This window comes from Lysobacter sp. Soil_C_59, from assembly GCF_057656415.1.
In genome coordinates this window covers 631,540-647,650 of the sequence record NZ_JBDGKK010000001.1, presented here as the reverse complement: position 1 = coordinate 647,650, position 16,111 = coordinate 631,540, and the positions used below count along the sequence as shown (strand labels likewise).

The window sequence follows — 16,111 nt, the reverse complement described above, 5'->3', positions numbered from 1 at the left end:
GCTCGAGTGAGCACGCTCGAGTGAGCGGGGCGACCGCTCAGGGCAGTTCGAATCCGGCTTCGCGCAGCAGCCGTGCTGTCGCGATCAGTGGCAAGCCGATCAATGCGGTCGGGTCGCGGTTGTCGATGGCGTCGAACAGGCTGATGCCCAGGCCCTCGGACTTGAAGCTCCCGGCGCAGTCGAAGGGTTGCTCGGCGTCGACGTAGCGCGCGATCCGGGCGACGTCCAGGTCGCGGAACTTCACGACCGTATGGTCCAGCGCCTGCAAGGGCGCCTGTCCCGCCTTCATCACGCATACGCCGGTGTGGAACTGGACGCTGCGGCCCGACATGCCGGTCAGCTGGTCGATGGCCGCCTGGCGACCGCCGGGCTTGCCCAGCGGCCGGCCGTCGAACTCGGCGACCTGGTCGGAGCCGATCACCCAGGCGTCGGGGTGGAGCGCGGCAACGGCGGCGGCCTTGGCCTGCGCCAGCCGGCGGGCGAGGGCAGCCGGCGCTTCCCCGGGCAGCGGGGTCTCGTCGCTGTCGGGTCGGGCGGTGTCGAACGGCAGGCGCAGGCGCGACAGCAGTTCGCGGCGGTAGACCGAGGTCGACGCCAGGATCAGCAGGGCAGGCACGGCAGAAACCTTCAGGCCAAGGGCGACCGGGCGCGTTCGATCAGGGATAATTGCTGGTCGATCCGGTCGCGAGCTGCATCTATCGAGCTGCGAACTTCGGCCAACTGGCTGATGCTCGCATCGCGGCCATGGTCCCGCAGCCACAGCCGCTGGCGAAGCATCTCGCGCATGGCGTCGCCGACCGGGTCGTGGCCCCCGTTGCCGGCCACCGCCTCGATCTCGGCCCGGGCCAGGCGCAGGCGCTCCTCGAGGGCGTCGGCGGCGTCCAGGACCTCGCGGACCGCGCGTTCGCGACGCCCCGGGCGACCCCAGGCGAACAGGGCCGCGATCGCCAGGGTGGACAGCAGCAGGAGCAGGACGATGGTCACGGGCGCGGTCGACTGAACGGAATTGGGCCTCAGTTTGAGGCCGTGGCGGCGGCGCCCGCAATCGCCGCCGACGAGCGGGGCGGCGCTGCTCGCCGGATGGCCAGTTCAGGTTTGACAGAGGTAGTCGCGACCTCTAACATTCCGCAGCTTATGTCAGCCGACCTGCCCGGGATTCTTGATGCATGGCGCATGGTGGCGACACGGCGCGGCCTGGAAGGCCGTGTGCCGTTGTCATCGCTGACGCGGCTGCGGAACAGTCTGGTCGACACCGAAGGTGAGGTTCGCTTTGCGCTCGAGTTCGACACCGATGCGCTGCGGGTGCCTTATGTCGAACTGCGAATCGATGCCGAGCTGCCGCTGACCTGTCAGCGCAGCCTGCAGCGGTTCCTGTACCCGGTGAACATCGTGCAGCGCCTTGGCCTGATCCGTGATGAAGCGGACGAGGCGGCGCTGCCGGAAGGATACGAGCCGTTGCTGGTGCCGGAAGATGGCCAGCTGCGGACCGTCGAGCTGGTCGAGGACGAGTTGATCCTCGCCGTTCCGGTCGTGCCGATAATGCCCGGCACGGAGGCGGTGGAGCGCGACTGGCCGGCGACCGAGCAGGCCGAAGAGCCGGAGCGCGTGAACCCGTTCGCTGCGCTGTCGGCATTGAAGAAACAATCGAACTGAGTTTTTTTGGAGCAAGACCATGGCTGTTCAGAAGTCCCGCGTTTCCCCGTCCAAGCGTGGCATGCGCCGTTCGCACGATGCGCTGTCCGCAAAGCAGCTGGCGACCGACCCGACCACCGGCGAGACCCACCTGCGTCACCACGTCACCGCTGACGGTTACTACCGCGGCAAGAAGGTGATCGACACCAAGTCCAAGGTTGCTGACGAAGAGTAAGCTCTTCGCTCACCGTCGCGCCGCGTGCAGCCCCTGGCTCGCGCGGCCGCCGCACAGCCTGGACTGTCGGAACCGTAAGGGTTCAGCGCGCTCAGCGGCCATCGCGGCGGTGCCTCTCCGTCGGCATGGCCGTCGGAGCCCAGACAACGGCTGTGCAGCGGAGTGGCGATGACGCAACAGATTTATTCCCGCATCGCGGGAACCGGCAGCTACCTTCCCGAGAAGGTGCTGACCAACGACGACCTGGCCAAGTTCATCGACACGAGCGATGAATGGATTGCCGCGCGCACGGGCATCCGTGAGCGTCACGTCGCCGCCGAAGGCGAATTCACCAGCGACCTGGCCTACCACGCCTCCGTGCGTGCACTGGAAGCGGCCGGCGTCGATGCGAAGGATCTCGACCTGATCGTGGTCGGCACGACCACGCCGGACCTGATTTTCCCCTCGACCGCCTGCCTGCTCCAGCACCGCATCGGTGCCGGCGGCTGCGCGGCGTTCGACGTCAATGCCGCCTGCTCGGGCTTCATCTACGCGCTGACGGTGGCCGACAAGTTCATCCGCTCCGGCGCGGCGAAGAACGTCCTCGTCGTCGGTGCCGAAACCCTGACCCGCATGCTCGACTGGAGCGATCGCTCCACCTGCGTGCTGTTCGGCGACGGTGCCGGTGCGGTCGTGCTCAAGGCCGACACCGAAACGGGCATCCTCAGCACCCACATGCACGCCGACGGCGGCAAGAAGGAACTGCTGTGGAATCCGGTGGGCGTCTCGGTCGGCTTCAAACCGGACGAGCCCAATGCCGGCGTCAAGGTGCTGATGACCGGCAACGAGGTCTTCAAGCACGCGGTCAAGGCGCTGGACTCGGTGGTCGAGGAAACGCTCGAAGCCAATGGCCTGGACCGCCATGACATCGACTGGCTGATTCCGCACCAGGCCAACCTGCGCATCATCGAAGCCACGGCCAAGCGCCTGGACATGCCGATGGACCGCGTGATCGTCACCGTCGACAAGCACGGCAACACGTCGTCGGGTTCGGTGCCGCTGGCGCTGGACGAGGCGGTGCGCTCCGGTCGCGTCCAGCGTGGCCAGCTGGTGCTGCTCGAGGCCTTCGGTGGCGGCTTTACCTGGGGCTCGGCACTGCTGCGTTACTGAATCGTTACGCGCTTCACGACCGGATGCCGTTCGCGCATCCGCGACGCCTCCGCTGGCAGCCAGCGGGGGCGTTTTCGTTTGTGGTGTGCGAGGCCCGGTGGATGCTTCAGTACATACAGGCCCGTACAGACGTACTAGAGCAAACACTCGTATCATGCGCGTTCTTTGTCGCAAGGCCTTCACGCGTGACCGCAACCCCCCACACCGATTCGACCCTGGCGTTCGTGTTCCCGGGCCAGGGTTCGCAGTCGCTCGGCATGCTGGCCGAACTGGGCGAACTGCACCCGATCATCCGCGAGGCGTTCGCCGAAGCCAGCGATGGCGCTGGCGTCGACCTCTGGGCGCTCAGCCAGGGCGGTCCGGAAGAAATGCTCAACCGCACCGAGTACACGCAGCCGGCACTTCTTGCCGCTGGCGCGGCGGTGTGGCGTCTGTGGCGGCAGCGTGGCGGCGCCATGCCGGCGTTGCTGTCGGGTCACAGCCTGGGTGAATACACCGCGCTGGTCGCGGCCGGTTCGCTGTCGCTGAAGGATGCCGCCCACCTGGTGCGCCTGCGCGGCCAGCTGATGCAGGAAGCGGCCCCGGCCGGCACCGGCGCGATGGCTGCCGTGCTCGGCGCCGACGACGCGCTGGTGCAGGAAGTCTGCGCGAGCGTGTCGGGCACCAGCGTCGTGGTTCCGGCCAACTACAACTCGCCCGGCCAGATCGTCATCGGCGGCCACGCCGACGCCGTCGACAAGGCCATGGCCGTGCTCGGCGAACGTGGCGTGCGCAAGATGGTGAAGCTTGCGGTCAGCGTGCCTTCGCACACGCCGCTGATGCGCGAAGCCGCCAACCGCCTGGCCGAGGCCATGGCGGGCATGGCATGGCATGCGCCGAAGCTGCCGGTGGTGCAGAACGTCGACGCCGGTATCCACGCGAGCGTGGATGCCATCCGCGACGCGCTCGTGCGCCAGCTGTACCTGCCGGTACAGTGGACCGGCTGCGTGCAGGCGCTGGCGGCGAAGGGCGTCACCCGTGTCGCCGAATGCGGCCCGGGCAAGGTCCTGGCCGGCCTGGTCAAGCGCATCGACAAGACGCTCGACGGACGCGCGCTCGGCACGCCCGGCGAGTTCGAAACCGCAATCGAAGAATGGAACAAGGCATGAGCGAGAAACTGCTGAGCGGAGAGATCGCACTGGTCACCGGCGCAAGCCGCGGCATCGGTGCTGCCATCGCCGACGAACTGGCCGCGCAGGGCGCGACCGTCATCGGCACCGCCACCTCCGAGGCCGGCGCCAAGGCGATCGGCGAGCGCCTGGCGGCGCACGGCGGCCACGGCCGCGTGCTCGACGTCAGTGACGCCGCCTCGATCGACACCCTGATCGACGGCATCGCCAAGGAGTTCGGCGCGATCTCGATCCTGGTCAACAACGCCGGCATCACCCGCGACAACCTGCTGATGCGGATGAAGGACGAGGACTGGCAGGCCATCCTCGACACCAACCTCACCAGCGTCTTCCGCACCAGCAAGGCGGTGATGCGCGCGATGATGAAGGCGCGCAAGGGCCGCATCATCAACATCGCCTCGGTGATCGGCGTGACCGGCAATGCCGGCCAGGCCAACTACGCCGCGGCCAAGGCCGGCATCATCGCCTTCAGCAAGTCGATGGCCCGGGAAATCGGCAGCCGCGGCATCACCGTCAATGTCGTGGCCCCCGGGTTCATCGACACCGACATGACCAAGGCATTGCCCGAAGACGCCAAGAGCGCGATGCTGGGGCAGATCGCCCTCGGGCGCTTCGGCGAGCCGGCCGACATCGCCCGCGCGGTGGCGTTCCTGGCCGGCCCGTCGGCGGCCTACATCACCGGCGAGACCCTGCACGTCAACGGTGGCATGTACATGCCGTGAAGCTTTGCCGCTGAGGCATTGCTTGCGTTTGTAACCATTTGAAGCAAAAGGGCTTTCGCGTATCCTCGCGAGCGCCTGCGATTCCACCAATGTTCCTTTAGACTATTCCGTCGAATATCCCGTCCGGGAGGAGTGAGTACCCATGAGCAGCATCGAAGAGCGCGTCAAGAAAATCGTGGTCGAACAGCTGGGCGTCAAGGAAGAAGAAGTCACCAACAACGCTTCGTTCGTCGACGACCTCGGCGCGGACTCGCTCGACACCGTCGAGCTGGTGATGGCGCTCGAAGAAGAGTTCGAGTGCGAGATTCCGGACGAAGAGGCCGAGAAGATCACCTCGGTGCAGCAGGCCATCGACTACGTGAAGGCTCACGTCAAGTCGTAACTGTGCCCGATGGGAGCGGGGCCTCGGCTCGCCGCTTCCTGCAAAACCAGACCGGGGCCGCATTGCGGCCCCGTGTCTTATGAGCCGGTCCATGCGCCGGCGTAGTGTTCGTAGACGGAGTGTTTCATGTCCAATCGCGCCTTCAACCGACGCGTCGTGGTCACCGGCCTCGGCATCGTTTCGCCGCTAGGCAACGACCTGGCCAGCAGCTGGGACGGCATCGTCAACGGTCGCTCCGGCATCGGCCCGATCACGAATTTCGACGCTTCGGCCTTCACCACCCGCATTGCCGGTGAAGTGCGCAACTTCGACGTCACCCAGTGGGTGAGCCCGAAGGACGCGAAGAAGATGGAGGAGTTCATCCATTACGGTGTCGCCGCTTCGATGATGGCGATCCAGGACGCCGGCATCACCGTCGACGAGTCCAACGCCGAGCGCATCGGCGCGCTGATCGGCTCGGGCATCGGCGGCCTGCTCGGCATCGAAGAGCAGACGATCAAGTACCACGAAGGCGGCCCGCGCAAGGTCTCGCCGTTCTACGTGCCCAGCACGATCATCAACATGCTGCCCGGCCAGGTCTCGCTGTTGACCGGCATCAAGGGCCCCAATTTCTCGGCCGTTTCGGCCTGCGCCACCGCCAACCATTCGATCGGCATGGCGATGCGGATGATCCAGTACGGCGACGCCGACGTGATGGTCGCCGGTGGCGCCGAGCGCGGCTCCTCGCCGACCTCGGTCGCCGGCTTCTGCTCGATGAAGGCGATGTCGACGCGCAACGACGACCCGACTCGCGCCTCGCGTCCGTGGGACAAGGACCGCGACGGATTCGTCCTCGGTGACGGCGCCGGCATCCTGATCCTGGAAGAGTACGAGCGCGCCAAGGCACGCGGTGCGCGCATCTACTGCGAGCTGTCCGGTTTCGGCGCCAGCTCCGACGCCTTCCACATGACCGCTCCCAGCGAGAACGGTGAAGGCCCGGCCCGCTGCATGGTCGCCGCACTGAAGGACGCCGGCGTCAACGCGGACGAAGTCGGTTACCTCAACGCGCACGGCACGTCGACGCCGCTGGGTGACCTCGCCGAGACGCTGGCGATCAAGCGCGCGCTGGGCGAGCACGCCTACAAGACGATGGTCAGCTCGACCAAGTCGATGACCGGCCACCTGCTCGGCGCGGCCGGTGGCGTCGAGGCGATCTTCTCGGTGCTGGCGCTGCACCACGGCATCATCCCGCCGACCATCAACCTGGACGAAGCGGGCGAGGGCTGCGACCTGGACTACGTGCCCAACGTGGCCCGCCAGGCACAGATCGACGTCGCGGTTTCCAACGGCTTCGGTTTCGGCGGCACCAACGGCACGCTGGTGTTCAAGCGGATCTGAGTGTCCTCGACAACCGCTTGCCTGACGATCCCCGCTCCGGCGGGGATCGTTGTTTCAGCGCGCCCGTTGGTCGTCATTCCCGCGCAGGCGGGAACCCAGTGACTGTGTTTCCCCGAACGCCGCAAGGGCGAAAGTCGCTGGGTCCCCGCCTGCGCGGGGATGACGGTAGGCCCGGCCGCCGAAAAACGAGGTCCAAACGCGGTCTAATACGCGGATGCTGCTGACCCGCTCCCTGCCTGCCTCCTTCGACCTGCTTTCGCTGCAGCGTCTGGCACCCGACCGTTACCCCCTGCTGCTGGAATCCAGCGCCCACGGCACTGCCCAGGGCCGCTGGGACCTGCTGCTGGTGGCCAGCGGTGACTCATTGCGACTGGAGCCCGACGGCACCACGCGTGATTCCGCCGGCGCCCCAGTCGAAGGCGACTTCTTCGCCGCGCTCGACACGCAATGGCAATCTTTGCGCGTTGCCCGCGACGAGCCCCGCTGGCCGTTCCGCGGCGGCTGGGCGTTGTTCTTCGGATACGAGGCCGCCGCCCAGGTCGAACCGGTGCTCAAGCTGCCACGCGCCGAAGGCCAGTTGCCGGTGGCACTGGCGCTGCGCTGTCCGGCCGCGGTGCTGCGCGACCACACCAGCGGCGAATGCGTGCTGGTGACGGAAGTGGGACACGACGAGCTGGTCGCAGCAGTGCTGTCCGACATCGACGCGACCGCGAAGCTCCCGGCCATCACGCCGTGGCAGACGCCTGGCACGCTCGAGGAAGACGCGCCCGAGCGCTTCACTGACGGCGTGCGTCGCGTGCTCGACTATCTCGCTGCAGGCGATGTGTTCCAGGCCAATCTCTCTCGCGGCTGGGTCGCGCGTTTCGATCAACCCCTGCAACCTGCGGCGCTGTTCGAGCGATTGCGACAGAACAACCCCGCGCCTTTCGCCGGCGTTTTCGCCGGGGCCGACTGGGCCGTGGTCAGCGCCTCGCCGGAGCGGCTGGTATCGGTGCGCGGCGACGTCGTCGAAACGCGTCCGATCGCCGGCACGCGTCCGCGCTTTGCCGGCGATGACGACGCCGCGCGCATCCAGGAACTCGTCGGCCATCCCAAGGAACGCGCCGAGCACGTGATGCTGATCGACCTGGAGCGCAACGACCTCGGTCGGGTCTGCACGCCCGGCAGCGTCGAGGTCGACGAGCTGATGACGGTGGAGAGCTATGCCCACGTCCACCACATCGTCAGCAACGTGCGCGGACGACTGCGCCAGGATGCGACGCCCGGGCAGGTGATCCGCGCGGTGTTTCCCGGCGGCACGATCACCGGTTGTCCGAAAGTGCGCTGCATGCAGATCATCGCCGAGCTCGAAGGCGTCGGCCGCGGTGCCTACACCGGCGCCATGGGCTGGCTCAATCGCGACGGCGATCTCGACCTCAACATCCTGATCCGCAGCGCGGAACTCGAGCCAGACGCCGAGGGCGGGGCGACGCTGCGCTTCCGCACCGGTGCCGGCATCGTCGCCGACTCCGATCCGCAGCGGGAACTAGACGAGACCCGGGCCAAGGCGCGCGGCATGCTGCGTGCCCTGGGAGTGGCCGGATGAGCGTGGCGACGGTGCGCTATTTCGTCGGCGACCATGCGGTGCCGGCGCTGCCGGATCTCGACCGTGGCCTGGCCTATGGCGATGGCCTGTTCGAGACGGTGCGCGCGCACCACGGCCAGATGCACTGGTGGCCTGCGCACTGGCAGCGACTGCAGCGCGGAGCGGCGATGTTGCGCATCACCCTTCCCGACGAGCGCATCGTGCTGGCCGAAGCAACGCGACTGCTCGACGGCGGCGATGCGGTGCTGAAGCTGGTGGTCACGCGGGGCAGCGGCGGACGCGGTTATTCGCCGGCCCATGCCGGCGTACCCAATTGGACGCTCTCGATCCATCCGTTGCCGTCTTCGCCGGCCGACGGCCTGCACCTGCGCTGGTGCGATACGCGCCTGGCGCTGCAGCCGGCGCTGGCGGGGATCAAGCACTGCAACCGCCTCGAGCAGGTGCTCGCGCGCGGCGAGTGGGACGATACGGCGATCCACGAAGGCCTGGTGTGCAGCAGCGATGGCGACGTGGTCTGCGCCACGGCGGCCAATGTCTTCATCCTCCGCCAGGGCGCCTGGCTGACCCCGCAGGTCGATCGCTGCGGCGTCGCCGGGGTATGCCGGGCCTGGGCGCTCGAGACGCTGCCGGCGCGCGAGGCGCGCCTGGCTGTGACCGATGTCGAAGCCGCCGACGCGGTTTTCCTGTGCAATGGCGTGCGCGGTATCCTGCCGGTGGCGCGGCTCGGCGCCCGCACTTGGCAACCGCATCCGCAGGTGGTCGCGCTGCAGCACCGCCTGGCCGCCGAGCATCCCGCTTTCGCCACGGAGGTTTCGTGAGTCGTAGACATGTGCGTCGGTCTTTTGGGCGTATTTCCGCCGGCTTCCTGCTGTTGTTGTTGCTGATCGCCGCCGCTGCCGGTTTCTGGGCGTGGCAGCGCTACACCGGTTTCGCCGACGCGCCGTTGTCAGGCCTGGAGCCGGGCGAGACGGTGATGGTCGAACGCGGCGATTCGTTGCCGACCGTCGTGCGCAAGCTGCGCGAAGCCGGCGTGCGCGAAGGCGACCTGCTGGAGTGGCGGGCGCTGGCCAAGCAGCTCGGCGCCGCCGGCAAGCTGCAGGTGGGCGAGTACGCGATCGAGCCGGGCACGTCTCCACGCGCGTTGCTGGTGGCGATGCGCGAGGGCCGGGTGATCCGCCACCGCTTCACGATCGTCGAAGGCTGGAACATCCGCGAACTGCGCGCGGCGCTGGCCAAGGCCAAGCCGCTCAAGCTGGAAACCGGCAAGCTCGACAATGCCGCGCTGATGAAGGCCGTGGGCGCGCCGGGCCAGCATCCCGAGGGCCGCTTCCTGCCCGAGACCTATCTGTACACGCGTGGCGACAGCGACCTGGACGTGCTCAAGCGCGCGCATGCGGCCATGGACAAGGCGCTCGATGCCGCCTGGCAACAGCGCAGTGCCGACAACGTGCTCAAGACGCCTGACGAAATGCTGGTGCTGGCCTCGATCGTCGAGAAGGAAACCGGCATTGCCTCGGAGCGGCCGCAGATCGCCGGGCTGTTCGCGCGCCGGCTCAAGCTCGGCATGCGCCTGGAAACCGACCCGACGGTGATCTACGGCATCGGCAGCACCTACGACGGCAATATCCGCAAGAGCGATCTGCGCGCGGACAATCCGTACAACACCTACCTGATCGCCGGCCTGCCGCCGACGCCGATCGCAATGCCGGGCATCGGTGCACTCGAGGCGGTCGCCAGACCGGCCGACGGCGATGCGCTGTTCTTCGTGGCCGTCGGTGACGGCAGCGGGCGTCATCTGTTTGCACGCACCTACGCCGAGCACCAGGCTAACGTACGTGCCTACCTCAAGAATTACCGCGCCGCGCAATCCGGGAAAGCGCAATGACTAACCACGGCACGCCCCTGCAGCGCCAGTCGCGTTTCATCACGCTCGAAGGCGGCGAAGGCGCCGGCAAATCGACCGTGCTGGCGGCGCTGCGCGAAGTGCTGGCCGCCACCGGCGAGGAGGTCGTGAGCACGCGCGAGCCCGGTGGTACGCCACTGGCCGAACAGATCCGCGGCCTGCTGCTGGACACGCATCACGAACCGCCGACCACCGATACCGAGTTGTTGCTGGTGTTCGCCGCGCGTGCGCAGCACGTGCGCGAAACCATCATCCCGGCGTTGCAGCGTGGCGCCTGGGTCATCAGCGATCGCTTCACCGATGCCAGCTACGCCTACCAGGGCTCCGCACGCGGCGGCGACGTGCAGTTCATCGCCGAACTCGAGCGGCGCGTCGTTGGCATCGCGCCGGCGCTGACGCTTCTGCTGGATGTGCCGGTGTCGATTGGCCTGCAGCGTGCACGCGGGCGCGGTGCCAGCGATCGCATCGAGGGTGAGCGCGAAGAATTCTTCGAGCGCGTTCGCAGTGGCTATCTCGACCGCGCGTCGGCGCAGCCGGAGCGTTTCCGCGTGATCGACGCCACCCAGCCGGCCGAAGCGGTCGCGGCCGAGGCCGTCGCGCACCTGCGCGCTTTCATCGAGGGTTCGGCATGAGTGCCTTCGCACCGTGGCAGCAGCGCGTGTACGACCAGGCCTTGGCGGCGCAGGCGAGCGGACGACTGGCCCATGGCCTGCTGTTCTGCGGGCCGGCGCAGCTGGGCAAGCGCGCCGTCGCCGAGCGCCTGGCCCAGCGCCTTCTGTGCCAGCAGCCGGCTGCTGCCGGCGAGCCGTGCGGCAACTGTCGCAGTTGCCACCTGCTCGCCGCGGGCACGCACCCCGACTACCAGTTCGTGTCGTTCGTTCCGAACAAGGAAGGCACGCGACTGCGCACCGAGATCGTCATCGAGCAGATCCGCCAGGTGTCGGAGAAGCTGTCGCTGACGCCGCAGTACGGCGGCGCGCAGGTGGTGATCATCGACCCGGCCGAGGCGGTAAACCATGCCGCCTGCAATGCCTTGCTCAAGACCCTGGAAGAGCCCGTACCCGGGCGCTACCTGTGGCTGCTGAGCGCGCACCCGGCACGCCTGCCGGCGACCATCCGCAGCCGCTGCCAGCGCTACGAGTTCCGCCTGCCGCAGGCCGCCGAATCGCTGGCATGGCTGAAGCAGCAGGGACATTCCGACGCCAGCGCGCGTGAAGCGCTGGAGGCCGCCCGCGGCCACCCCGGCCTGGCCAACGAGTGGCTGGGCAACGACGGACTGAAGCTGCGCAGGGAGGTCGCCAGCGACTTGGCCAAGCTCGCCCGCGGCGACGTGGGCGCGGTCGAGACCGCGCAGCGCTGGGTTGGCGATGACGACGCGGCGGTGCGGTTGCGCCATGCCGCGGACCTGGCCGTGGCCGACGCCGCCGGCTTGACCGACCCGGGTCGAACGCGCAGTCTGGCTGCGTGGTTCGATCAGGCGAACCGGACCCGCGATCTGCTGCGCACGACGGTGCGGGCGGACCTGGCGGTCACCGAATTGTTGTTGGCCTGGCACGCCCTCCACGGGCGACGGGCAGAAGGGGGGAGCAGGTAATGAGCGGCATGAATTCAGCAGGTGGCGCGCGCCAGGGCATCCTGTCCTGCGCGATCAAGGACAAGGCGCAGCTGTACAGCGCGTACATGCCGTTCCTCAAGGGCGGCGGTGTCTTCGTGGCCACGCCCAAGCGCTACTTCCTCGGCGACGAGGTGTTCCTGTTGCTGACGCTGCCGGAGTCCAACGAGCGCCTGCCGGTCGCCGGCAAGGTGGTCTGGGTGACGCCGGTCGGTGCGCAGGGCAATCGTCCGGCCGGCATCGGCGTGCAGTTCGCCGAAACGGCCGAGGGCGAGACGGTCAGGGGCAAGATCGAGGCGCTGCTGGCCGGGTCGCTCAGCGCGGAGCGGGCGACGCACACGATGTGACGTCCGTCGTCCCGGCGAACGCCGGGACCCAGGCACACAGCTCATCAGCATTGTCACGTCATCCCCGCGAAGGCGGGGATGCATGGACGTCGCCCTGCGCGTCAATCAGCTACGCAGCGCCCCACTGTCCCAGCCCGGGCGCGGTGCGAACCGATCGCCATACCGCGCATGCAACTGCTGCAGTCGCGTCAGCAGCGCATCGGCGCCGGTTTCGCGGATGTACTGGATCGGGCCGCCGCGGAACGGTGCAAATCCGGTACCGAAGATCACGCCGGCATCGAGCAGGTCGGCATCGCTGACCACGCCGTCGTGCAGGCACGCGACCGCTTCGTTGAGCAGCGGCAGGATCAGGCGGTCCTCCAGGTCCGACGGGGTCTGGTAGTCCTTGGGCAGTGCCGGCTTGATCGCCTTGCCGTTCTCCCACTTGTACAGGCCTTGCCCGTCCTTCTTGCCACGCTTGCCCTGCTGCGGCGGCGTCGCCAGCGAAGAGGGGATCGGCAGGCCGAGGAACGGCGCCAGTTCGCCGCCGACGCCGGAAGCGACGTCGAGGCCGACGGTGTCGATCAGTTCGATCGGACCCATCGGCATGCCGAACTTCACCGCGGCCTTGTCGATCGCCGCACCGGGGATGCCTTCGGCATAGGCGGTCGCGGCCTCGAGCATGTACGGGAACAGCACGCGGTTGACCAGGAAGCCCGGCGTTCCCGCCACCGGTACCGGCAGCTTGTCGATCGCCTTGCAGAACGCCGCCAAGCGCTGCTGCGTCTGCGGTGCGACACGGTCGTGATGGATGATTTCCACCAGCGGCATCAACGCCACCGGGTTGAAGTAGTGCAGGCCGGCGAAGTGCGCGGGGCGACCGATGTGCTCGCGCAGTTCGGTCAGCGGAATCGACGAGGTGTTGGTGGTCAGCAGCGCGTCGAACTTCATGCGCGGCTCGAGTTCGGCGTAGAGCTCACGCTTGGCCTCGGCCTTCTCGATGATCGCCTCGATCACCAGGTCGGCATTGCCGACGCCGTCGCCGGCAAGGTCGCCCTTCAGGCGCGCGGCCACGTCCATGCGCTTGGCTTCGTCCTTGACCTTCTTCTCGAACAGCGTCTGCGCACGCGTCAACGCGCCATCGATGAAGCGCTGCTCGCGATCCTGCAGGGTGACGTTGAATCCCTTGTAGGCCGACCACGCGGCGATGTCGCCTCCCATCACGCCGGCGCCGACGACATGGACATTGCTGATGCCATGTTCCTTGCCGCCCTGGCCCTTGAGTCGCTCCTGCAGGAAGAACACGCGGATCAGGTTGCGTGCGGTCGGTGTCGAAGCCAGCTTGACCACCGATTTGCGTTCGGCCGACAACAGGTTCTGGATGCCGCCGCCGCTGTTGGCCCAGGTGTTGATCAACGCATACGGTGCCGGGTAATGCTCCTTGCGCGCCTTGCGTGCGACCTGCTTGGTCAGCATCGGTGCGAGCAGCTTGCGCGCGGGCAGGGTGTTGGTCGCCCACGCCAGCGCGCGCTGCTTGAACGGGCGCTGGCTGCCGCGCAGTGCATAAGCGGCGGCAACGTCGATCAGGCTGGATGCATCGGTCACCTTGTCGACCAGGCCGTTGGCGCGCGCGGCCGAAGCCGACAGCGTGCGGCCGGTCAGCATCATGTCGAACGCGGCGGGCGCACCGATCAGGCGCGGCAGGCGAACGCTGCCGCCCCAGCCGGGGTAGATGCCCAGCTTCACTTCCGGCAGGCCGATGCGCGTGGAGGGGTCGTTGCTGGCGACGCGGTAGCGGCAGGCCAGGGCGATCTCGGTGCCGCCGCCCATGCAGAAGCCGTGGATCGCAGCGACGGTCGGGCAGGGCAGTTCGGCCAGGCGCTGGAAGGTCTGCTGGCCGCGACGGATCGCATCGCCGACCGTGCCCTTGGCGTCGAAGGTCTGGAATTCCTTGATGTCGGCGCCGGCGATGAAGCCCGAGGCCTTGGCCGAGCGCAGTACCAGGCCCTTGGGCGGATCCAGCGCCAGGCGCTCGATCAGCGTGTCCAGTTCGATCAGGACGTCCTGGCCAAAGGTGTTGACCGGCGCGCCGGCGCGGTCGAACGACAGCACCAGCACACCATCGGCACGCAGCTCGGTCTGCCAGTGCTGGAAGCGAAGACCGTCAAGGCCAGCAATCATTCGGCACCATTCGTTCAGGTATGGAGAGACCGCTATCATCCCGAGGATGTTTCCCCGGCGTCAAATGTCGGCGTCAGCGGGAGTGTCGCCGCTCGTGCGCTTCAATGGCGTGAGGTGACTGTTTGGCGGTGACCGCGGCTTCCGCCAGGCCCCTGACCCATGGCGCTTGCGGCCTGAAGGGCCCGACCCCATTAATGATCGTGATTGAACTTTCCCCCGACAGGGTTGTCCCATTGTTCGGCCATGGCCGAGCCCACAGGAGTGCCGGCGCGGTATGGCCGAATTAGTGTTGCCCAAAGACGTGGAGTTGGACCAGGAGCTGGTCGAGCGTGTCCAGCGCGGCGACAGTGCGGCCTTCGATGCGCTGGTGCGCAAGTACCAGCATCGGATCACCGCACTGATCGGGCGCTACATCCCCGACTGGAGCGAATGCCAGGACGTTGCCCAGGAAACCTTCATACGCGCCTACCGGGCGCTGCCGAACTTCCGCGGTGATGCCCAGTTCTATACGTGGTTGCACCGGATCGCCGTGAACACTGCAAAGAATTACCTGGTTGCACAGAACCGCAGGCCTCCGACCGACGACATCGACGCCGGCGATGCCGAGCAGTTCGACACCGGCACGCGCCTGCGCGACACCGACACACCGGAACATGAACTGTTGCGGCAGGAAATTGAACGCACGCTCATGCGCGTGGTCGAAGCCCTGCCGGAAGAACTGCGGACCGCCATCACCATGCGCGAGATGGACGGCCTGAGCTATGAGGAAATCGCGCAGAAGATGGGCTGTCCCATCGGCACCGTCCGCTCGCGCATCTTCCGTGCGCGCGAAGCGATCGATGCCGAACTTCGGCCACTGCTCGACAACGACTCTGCGGAAGCTTCGAAGCGATGAATACTCCAGGCACTGACGGACGCGGCTCTGACGAACGCGAGAACCTCTGCGCGCTGTTCGACGGCGAACTGCAGGGCGACGCCGCCCGCTTCGCATTGAAGCGGCTGGGCCACGACGCGGAATGGCGCCAGGCCTGCGGCCGCTGGCAGCTTTATGGCGATGTACTGCGTGGCCAGGCCACGGCGATCGCCGGCAGCAGCTTCGCCGATCGGGTTGCCCAGGCAATCGCGCAGGAGCCGACACTGGCTGCGGTGGCCACTACAGCGACGCAGTCGCGAGCCCGTCGCCCGATCGCAAGCCGCCGCGGCTGGATCGGTGGAGCGCTCGCGGCCTCGGTGGCGGTTGCTGCGCTCTTCGTGAGCCGTCCGTTCTCCAACGATGCAGCACCTGCGGTCGGTGACGGCGCGGCGACGCAGGTTGCCGCGGCAACGGCAGCTCCGGCGGGGCCGGTCCCGGTCCCGGAACCGGCCATCCCCTCAGCCCCTGACCATGAGGCCGGCCTGGGTGTTGCTGCGGTGGCGGCGGTGGAAGTGCCGCGTCGCGTGGCCGAGCGTCGTTCCACGCGCAGCCAGAGCCAGCGTGCGGCCCTGCGCACCAGTCGCCAGGCCCGCATGTCGACCCCGGCCACGGCCGTGGCATCGGCGGCTCCGCTTGTCACGCATGCCGCGATCGCCTCGAACGACGGCACTGCGGTCGCGGCGAAACCGTTCCAGCCCGAACACGCCGAAGTCACGGCCCGTCCTTGGCCGCGCGCCGTCCTGCCGCAGTACTCCGGCAACGCCGGACTCACCGCCAGCTATGGCAGCAGCGCATCCTCGCCTTCGTTCTATCCGTTTGAACCGAGCCTGGCGACTCCGGCGACCAACAACCCGGCCGCGGCCGAGGTCGAGTCGACCGCCCCGCAACGCTGAGCCTTCCTCGCGCCGTCTCGACGGCGCGCACA

Annotated in this window: 18 protein-coding genes; 15 read left to right on the top strand and 3 right to left on the bottom strand. The window is 67.8% G+C overall.

Translation table 11 applies throughout. The annotated features are described in order from the left end of the window. Positions 1–37 precede the first annotated feature (37 nt). Together AC3A3Q_RS02805 and AC3A3Q_RS02800 are read right to left on the bottom strand one after the other, a co-directional pair. The gene (locus tag AC3A3Q_RS02805) at positions 38–607 is read right to left on the bottom strand and encodes a Maf family protein (RefSeq protein ID WP_487584916.1); all 570 of its coding nucleotides are present in this window, start codon (positions 605–607) and stop codon (positions 38–40) included. Between the two features lie 20 nt (positions 608–627). Next, positions 628–984: a hypothetical protein gene (locus AC3A3Q_RS02800; protein ID WP_487584788.1), complete on the bottom strand. Its 357-nt coding sequence runs from the start codon at positions 982–984 to the stop codon at positions 628–630. A gap of 150 nt (positions 985–1,134) precedes the next feature. Here AC3A3Q_RS02800 and AC3A3Q_RS02795 point away from each other — a divergent pair, with 150 nt between their 5' ends. From AC3A3Q_RS02795 to AC3A3Q_RS02735, 13 genes are all read left to right on the top strand, one after another. Further along, positions 1,135–1,653: a YceD family protein gene (locus AC3A3Q_RS02795; protein WP_386703883.1), complete on the top strand. Its 519-nt coding sequence runs from the start codon at positions 1,135–1,137 to the stop codon at positions 1,651–1,653. Positions 1,654–1,672: 19 nt separating this feature from the next. Next, a complete protein-coding gene (rpmF, locus tag AC3A3Q_RS02790; protein WP_115842959.1) occupies positions 1,673–1,867 on the top strand; it encodes a 50S ribosomal protein L32 in 195 nt (64 codons plus the stop codon). A 168-nt stretch (positions 1,868–2,035) separates the two neighbouring features. Further along, the gene (locus AC3A3Q_RS02785; protein ID WP_386703654.1) at positions 2,036–3,016 is read left to right on the top strand and encodes a beta-ketoacyl-ACP synthase III; all 981 of its coding nucleotides are present in this window, start codon (positions 2,036–2,038) and stop codon (positions 3,014–3,016) included. 185 nt (positions 3,017–3,201) lie between these two features. Next, the gene (gene fabD, locus AC3A3Q_RS02780; RefSeq protein ID WP_487584787.1) at positions 3,202–4,164 is read left to right on the top strand and encodes an ACP S-malonyltransferase; all 963 of its coding nucleotides are present in this window, start codon (positions 3,202–3,204) and stop codon (positions 4,162–4,164) included. Beyond that, positions 4,161–4,907 carry a 3-oxoacyl-ACP reductase FabG gene (fabG, locus tag AC3A3Q_RS02775; RefSeq protein WP_487584786.1) on the top strand — a complete coding sequence of 249 codons (747 nt, stop codon included), beginning with the start codon at positions 4,161–4,163 and terminating at the stop codon, positions 4,905–4,907. Before fabD ends, fabG begins: the two co-directional genes overlap by 4 nt. Before the next feature lie 142 nt (positions 4,908–5,049). Next, positions 5,050–5,289 (top strand): acyl carrier protein, encoded by a 240-nt coding sequence (acpP, locus tag AC3A3Q_RS02770; protein WP_031373652.1) that lies wholly within the window; start codon positions 5,050–5,052, stop codon positions 5,287–5,289. Between the two features lie 126 nt (positions 5,290–5,415). Further along, complete coding sequence (gene fabF, locus AC3A3Q_RS02765) at positions 5,416–6,666, top strand: beta-ketoacyl-ACP synthase II (protein ID WP_487584785.1); 1,251 nt, start codon at positions 5,416–5,418, stop codon at positions 6,664–6,666. Between the two features lie 214 nt (positions 6,667–6,880). Further along, complete coding sequence (locus AC3A3Q_RS02760; protein WP_487584784.1) at positions 6,881–8,251, top strand: aminodeoxychorismate synthase component I; 1,371 nt, start codon at positions 6,881–6,883, stop codon at positions 8,249–8,251. Continuing rightward, positions 8,248–9,069: an aminodeoxychorismate lyase gene (pabC, locus tag AC3A3Q_RS02755; RefSeq protein ID WP_487584783.1), complete on the top strand. Its 822-nt coding sequence runs from the start codon at positions 8,248–8,250 to the stop codon at positions 9,067–9,069. The genes AC3A3Q_RS02760 and pabC overlap by 4 nt, the downstream gene beginning before the upstream one ends. Positions 9,070–9,080: 11 nt before the next feature. After that, positions 9,081–10,136, top strand: a complete 1,056-nt coding sequence (gene mltG / locus AC3A3Q_RS02750) for an endolytic transglycosylase MltG (protein WP_487584782.1) — start codon at positions 9,081–9,083, stop codon at positions 10,134–10,136. Continuing rightward, entirely contained in the window at positions 10,133–10,786 is a 654-nt protein-coding gene (gene tmk, locus AC3A3Q_RS02745; RefSeq protein WP_487584781.1) for a dTMP kinase, read from the top strand. Before mltG ends, tmk begins: the two co-directional genes overlap by 4 nt. After that, positions 10,783–11,748, top strand: a complete 966-nt coding sequence (locus AC3A3Q_RS02740; protein ID WP_487584780.1) for a DNA polymerase III subunit delta' — start codon at positions 10,783–10,785, stop codon at positions 11,746–11,748. The genes tmk and AC3A3Q_RS02740 overlap by 4 nt, the downstream gene beginning before the upstream one ends. Before the next feature lie 8 nt (positions 11,749–11,756). Then, a complete protein-coding gene (locus tag AC3A3Q_RS02735) occupies positions 11,757–12,113 on the top strand; it encodes a PilZ domain-containing protein (RefSeq protein ID WP_487584779.1) in 357 nt (118 codons plus the stop codon). 105 nt (positions 12,114–12,218) lie between these two features. Here AC3A3Q_RS02735 and AC3A3Q_RS02730 read toward each other — a convergent pair whose 3' ends face one another. Beyond that, entirely contained in the window at positions 12,219–14,273 is a 2,055-nt protein-coding gene (locus AC3A3Q_RS02730; protein ID WP_487584778.1) for a 3-hydroxyacyl-CoA dehydrogenase NAD-binding domain-containing protein, read from the bottom strand. A 274-nt stretch (positions 14,274–14,547) separates the two neighbouring features. Between AC3A3Q_RS02730 and rpoE the strand changes: the two genes are divergently transcribed. Together rpoE and AC3A3Q_RS02720 are read left to right on the top strand one after the other, a co-directional pair. Next, positions 14,548–15,168, top strand: coding sequence for an RNA polymerase sigma factor RpoE (gene rpoE, locus AC3A3Q_RS02725; protein WP_487584777.1), 621 nt, complete (start codon positions 14,548–14,550; stop codon positions 15,166–15,168). Further along, a complete protein-coding gene (locus AC3A3Q_RS02720) occupies positions 15,165–16,079 on the top strand; it encodes a sigma-E factor negative regulatory protein (RefSeq protein ID WP_487584776.1) in 915 nt (304 codons plus the stop codon). The genes rpoE and AC3A3Q_RS02720 overlap by 4 nt, the downstream gene beginning before the upstream one ends. The last annotated feature ends 32 nt before the right edge of the window (positions 16,080–16,111 follow it).

What these genes read in the sequence shown, in the direction of transcription:
- AC3A3Q_RS02720 (WP_487584776.1), top strand. Translation starts at nt 15,165, where the DNA reads ATGAATACTCCAGGCACTGACGGACGCGGCTCTGACGAACGCGAGAAC.
- fabF (WP_487584785.1), top strand. Translation starts at nt 5,416, where the DNA reads ATGTCCAATCGCGCCTTCAACCGACGCGTCGTGGTCACCGGCCTCGGC.
- pabC (WP_487584783.1), top strand. Translation starts at nt 8,248, where the DNA reads ATGAGCGTGGCGACGGTGCGCTATTTCGTCGGCGACCATGCGGTGCCG.
- tmk (WP_487584781.1), top strand. Translation starts at nt 10,133, where the DNA reads ATGACTAACCACGGCACGCCCCTGCAGCGCCAGTCGCGTTTCATCACG.
- rpoE (WP_487584777.1), top strand. Translation starts at nt 14,548, where the DNA reads ATGGCCGAATTAGTGTTGCCCAAAGACGTGGAGTTGGACCAGGAGCTG.
- fabG (WP_487584786.1), top strand. Translation starts at nt 4,161, where the DNA reads ATGAGCGAGAAACTGCTGAGCGGAGAGATCGCACTGGTCACCGGCGCA.
- acpP (WP_031373652.1), top strand. Translation starts at nt 5,050, where the DNA reads ATGAGCAGCATCGAAGAGCGCGTCAAGAAAATCGTGGTCGAACAGCTG.
- AC3A3Q_RS02785 (WP_386703654.1), top strand. Translation starts at nt 2,036, where the DNA reads ATGACGCAACAGATTTATTCCCGCATCGCGGGAACCGGCAGCTACCTT.
- AC3A3Q_RS02740 (WP_487584780.1), top strand. Translation starts at nt 10,783, where the DNA reads ATGAGTGCCTTCGCACCGTGGCAGCAGCGCGTGTACGACCAGGCCTTG.
- AC3A3Q_RS02735 (WP_487584779.1), top strand. Translation starts at nt 11,757, where the DNA reads ATGAATTCAGCAGGTGGCGCGCGCCAGGGCATCCTGTCCTGCGCGATC.
- AC3A3Q_RS02760 (WP_487584784.1), top strand. Translation starts at nt 6,881, where the DNA reads ATGCTGCTGACCCGCTCCCTGCCTGCCTCCTTCGACCTGCTTTCGCTG.
- AC3A3Q_RS02730 (WP_487584778.1), bottom strand. Translation starts at nt 14,273, where the DNA reads ATGATTGCTGGCCTTGACGGTCTTCGCTTCCAGCACTGGCAGACCGAG.
- rpmF (WP_115842959.1), top strand. Translation starts at nt 1,673, where the DNA reads ATGGCTGTTCAGAAGTCCCGCGTTTCCCCGTCCAAGCGTGGCATGCGC.
- AC3A3Q_RS02795 (WP_386703883.1), top strand. Translation starts at nt 1,135, where the DNA reads ATGTCAGCCGACCTGCCCGGGATTCTTGATGCATGGCGCATGGTGGCG.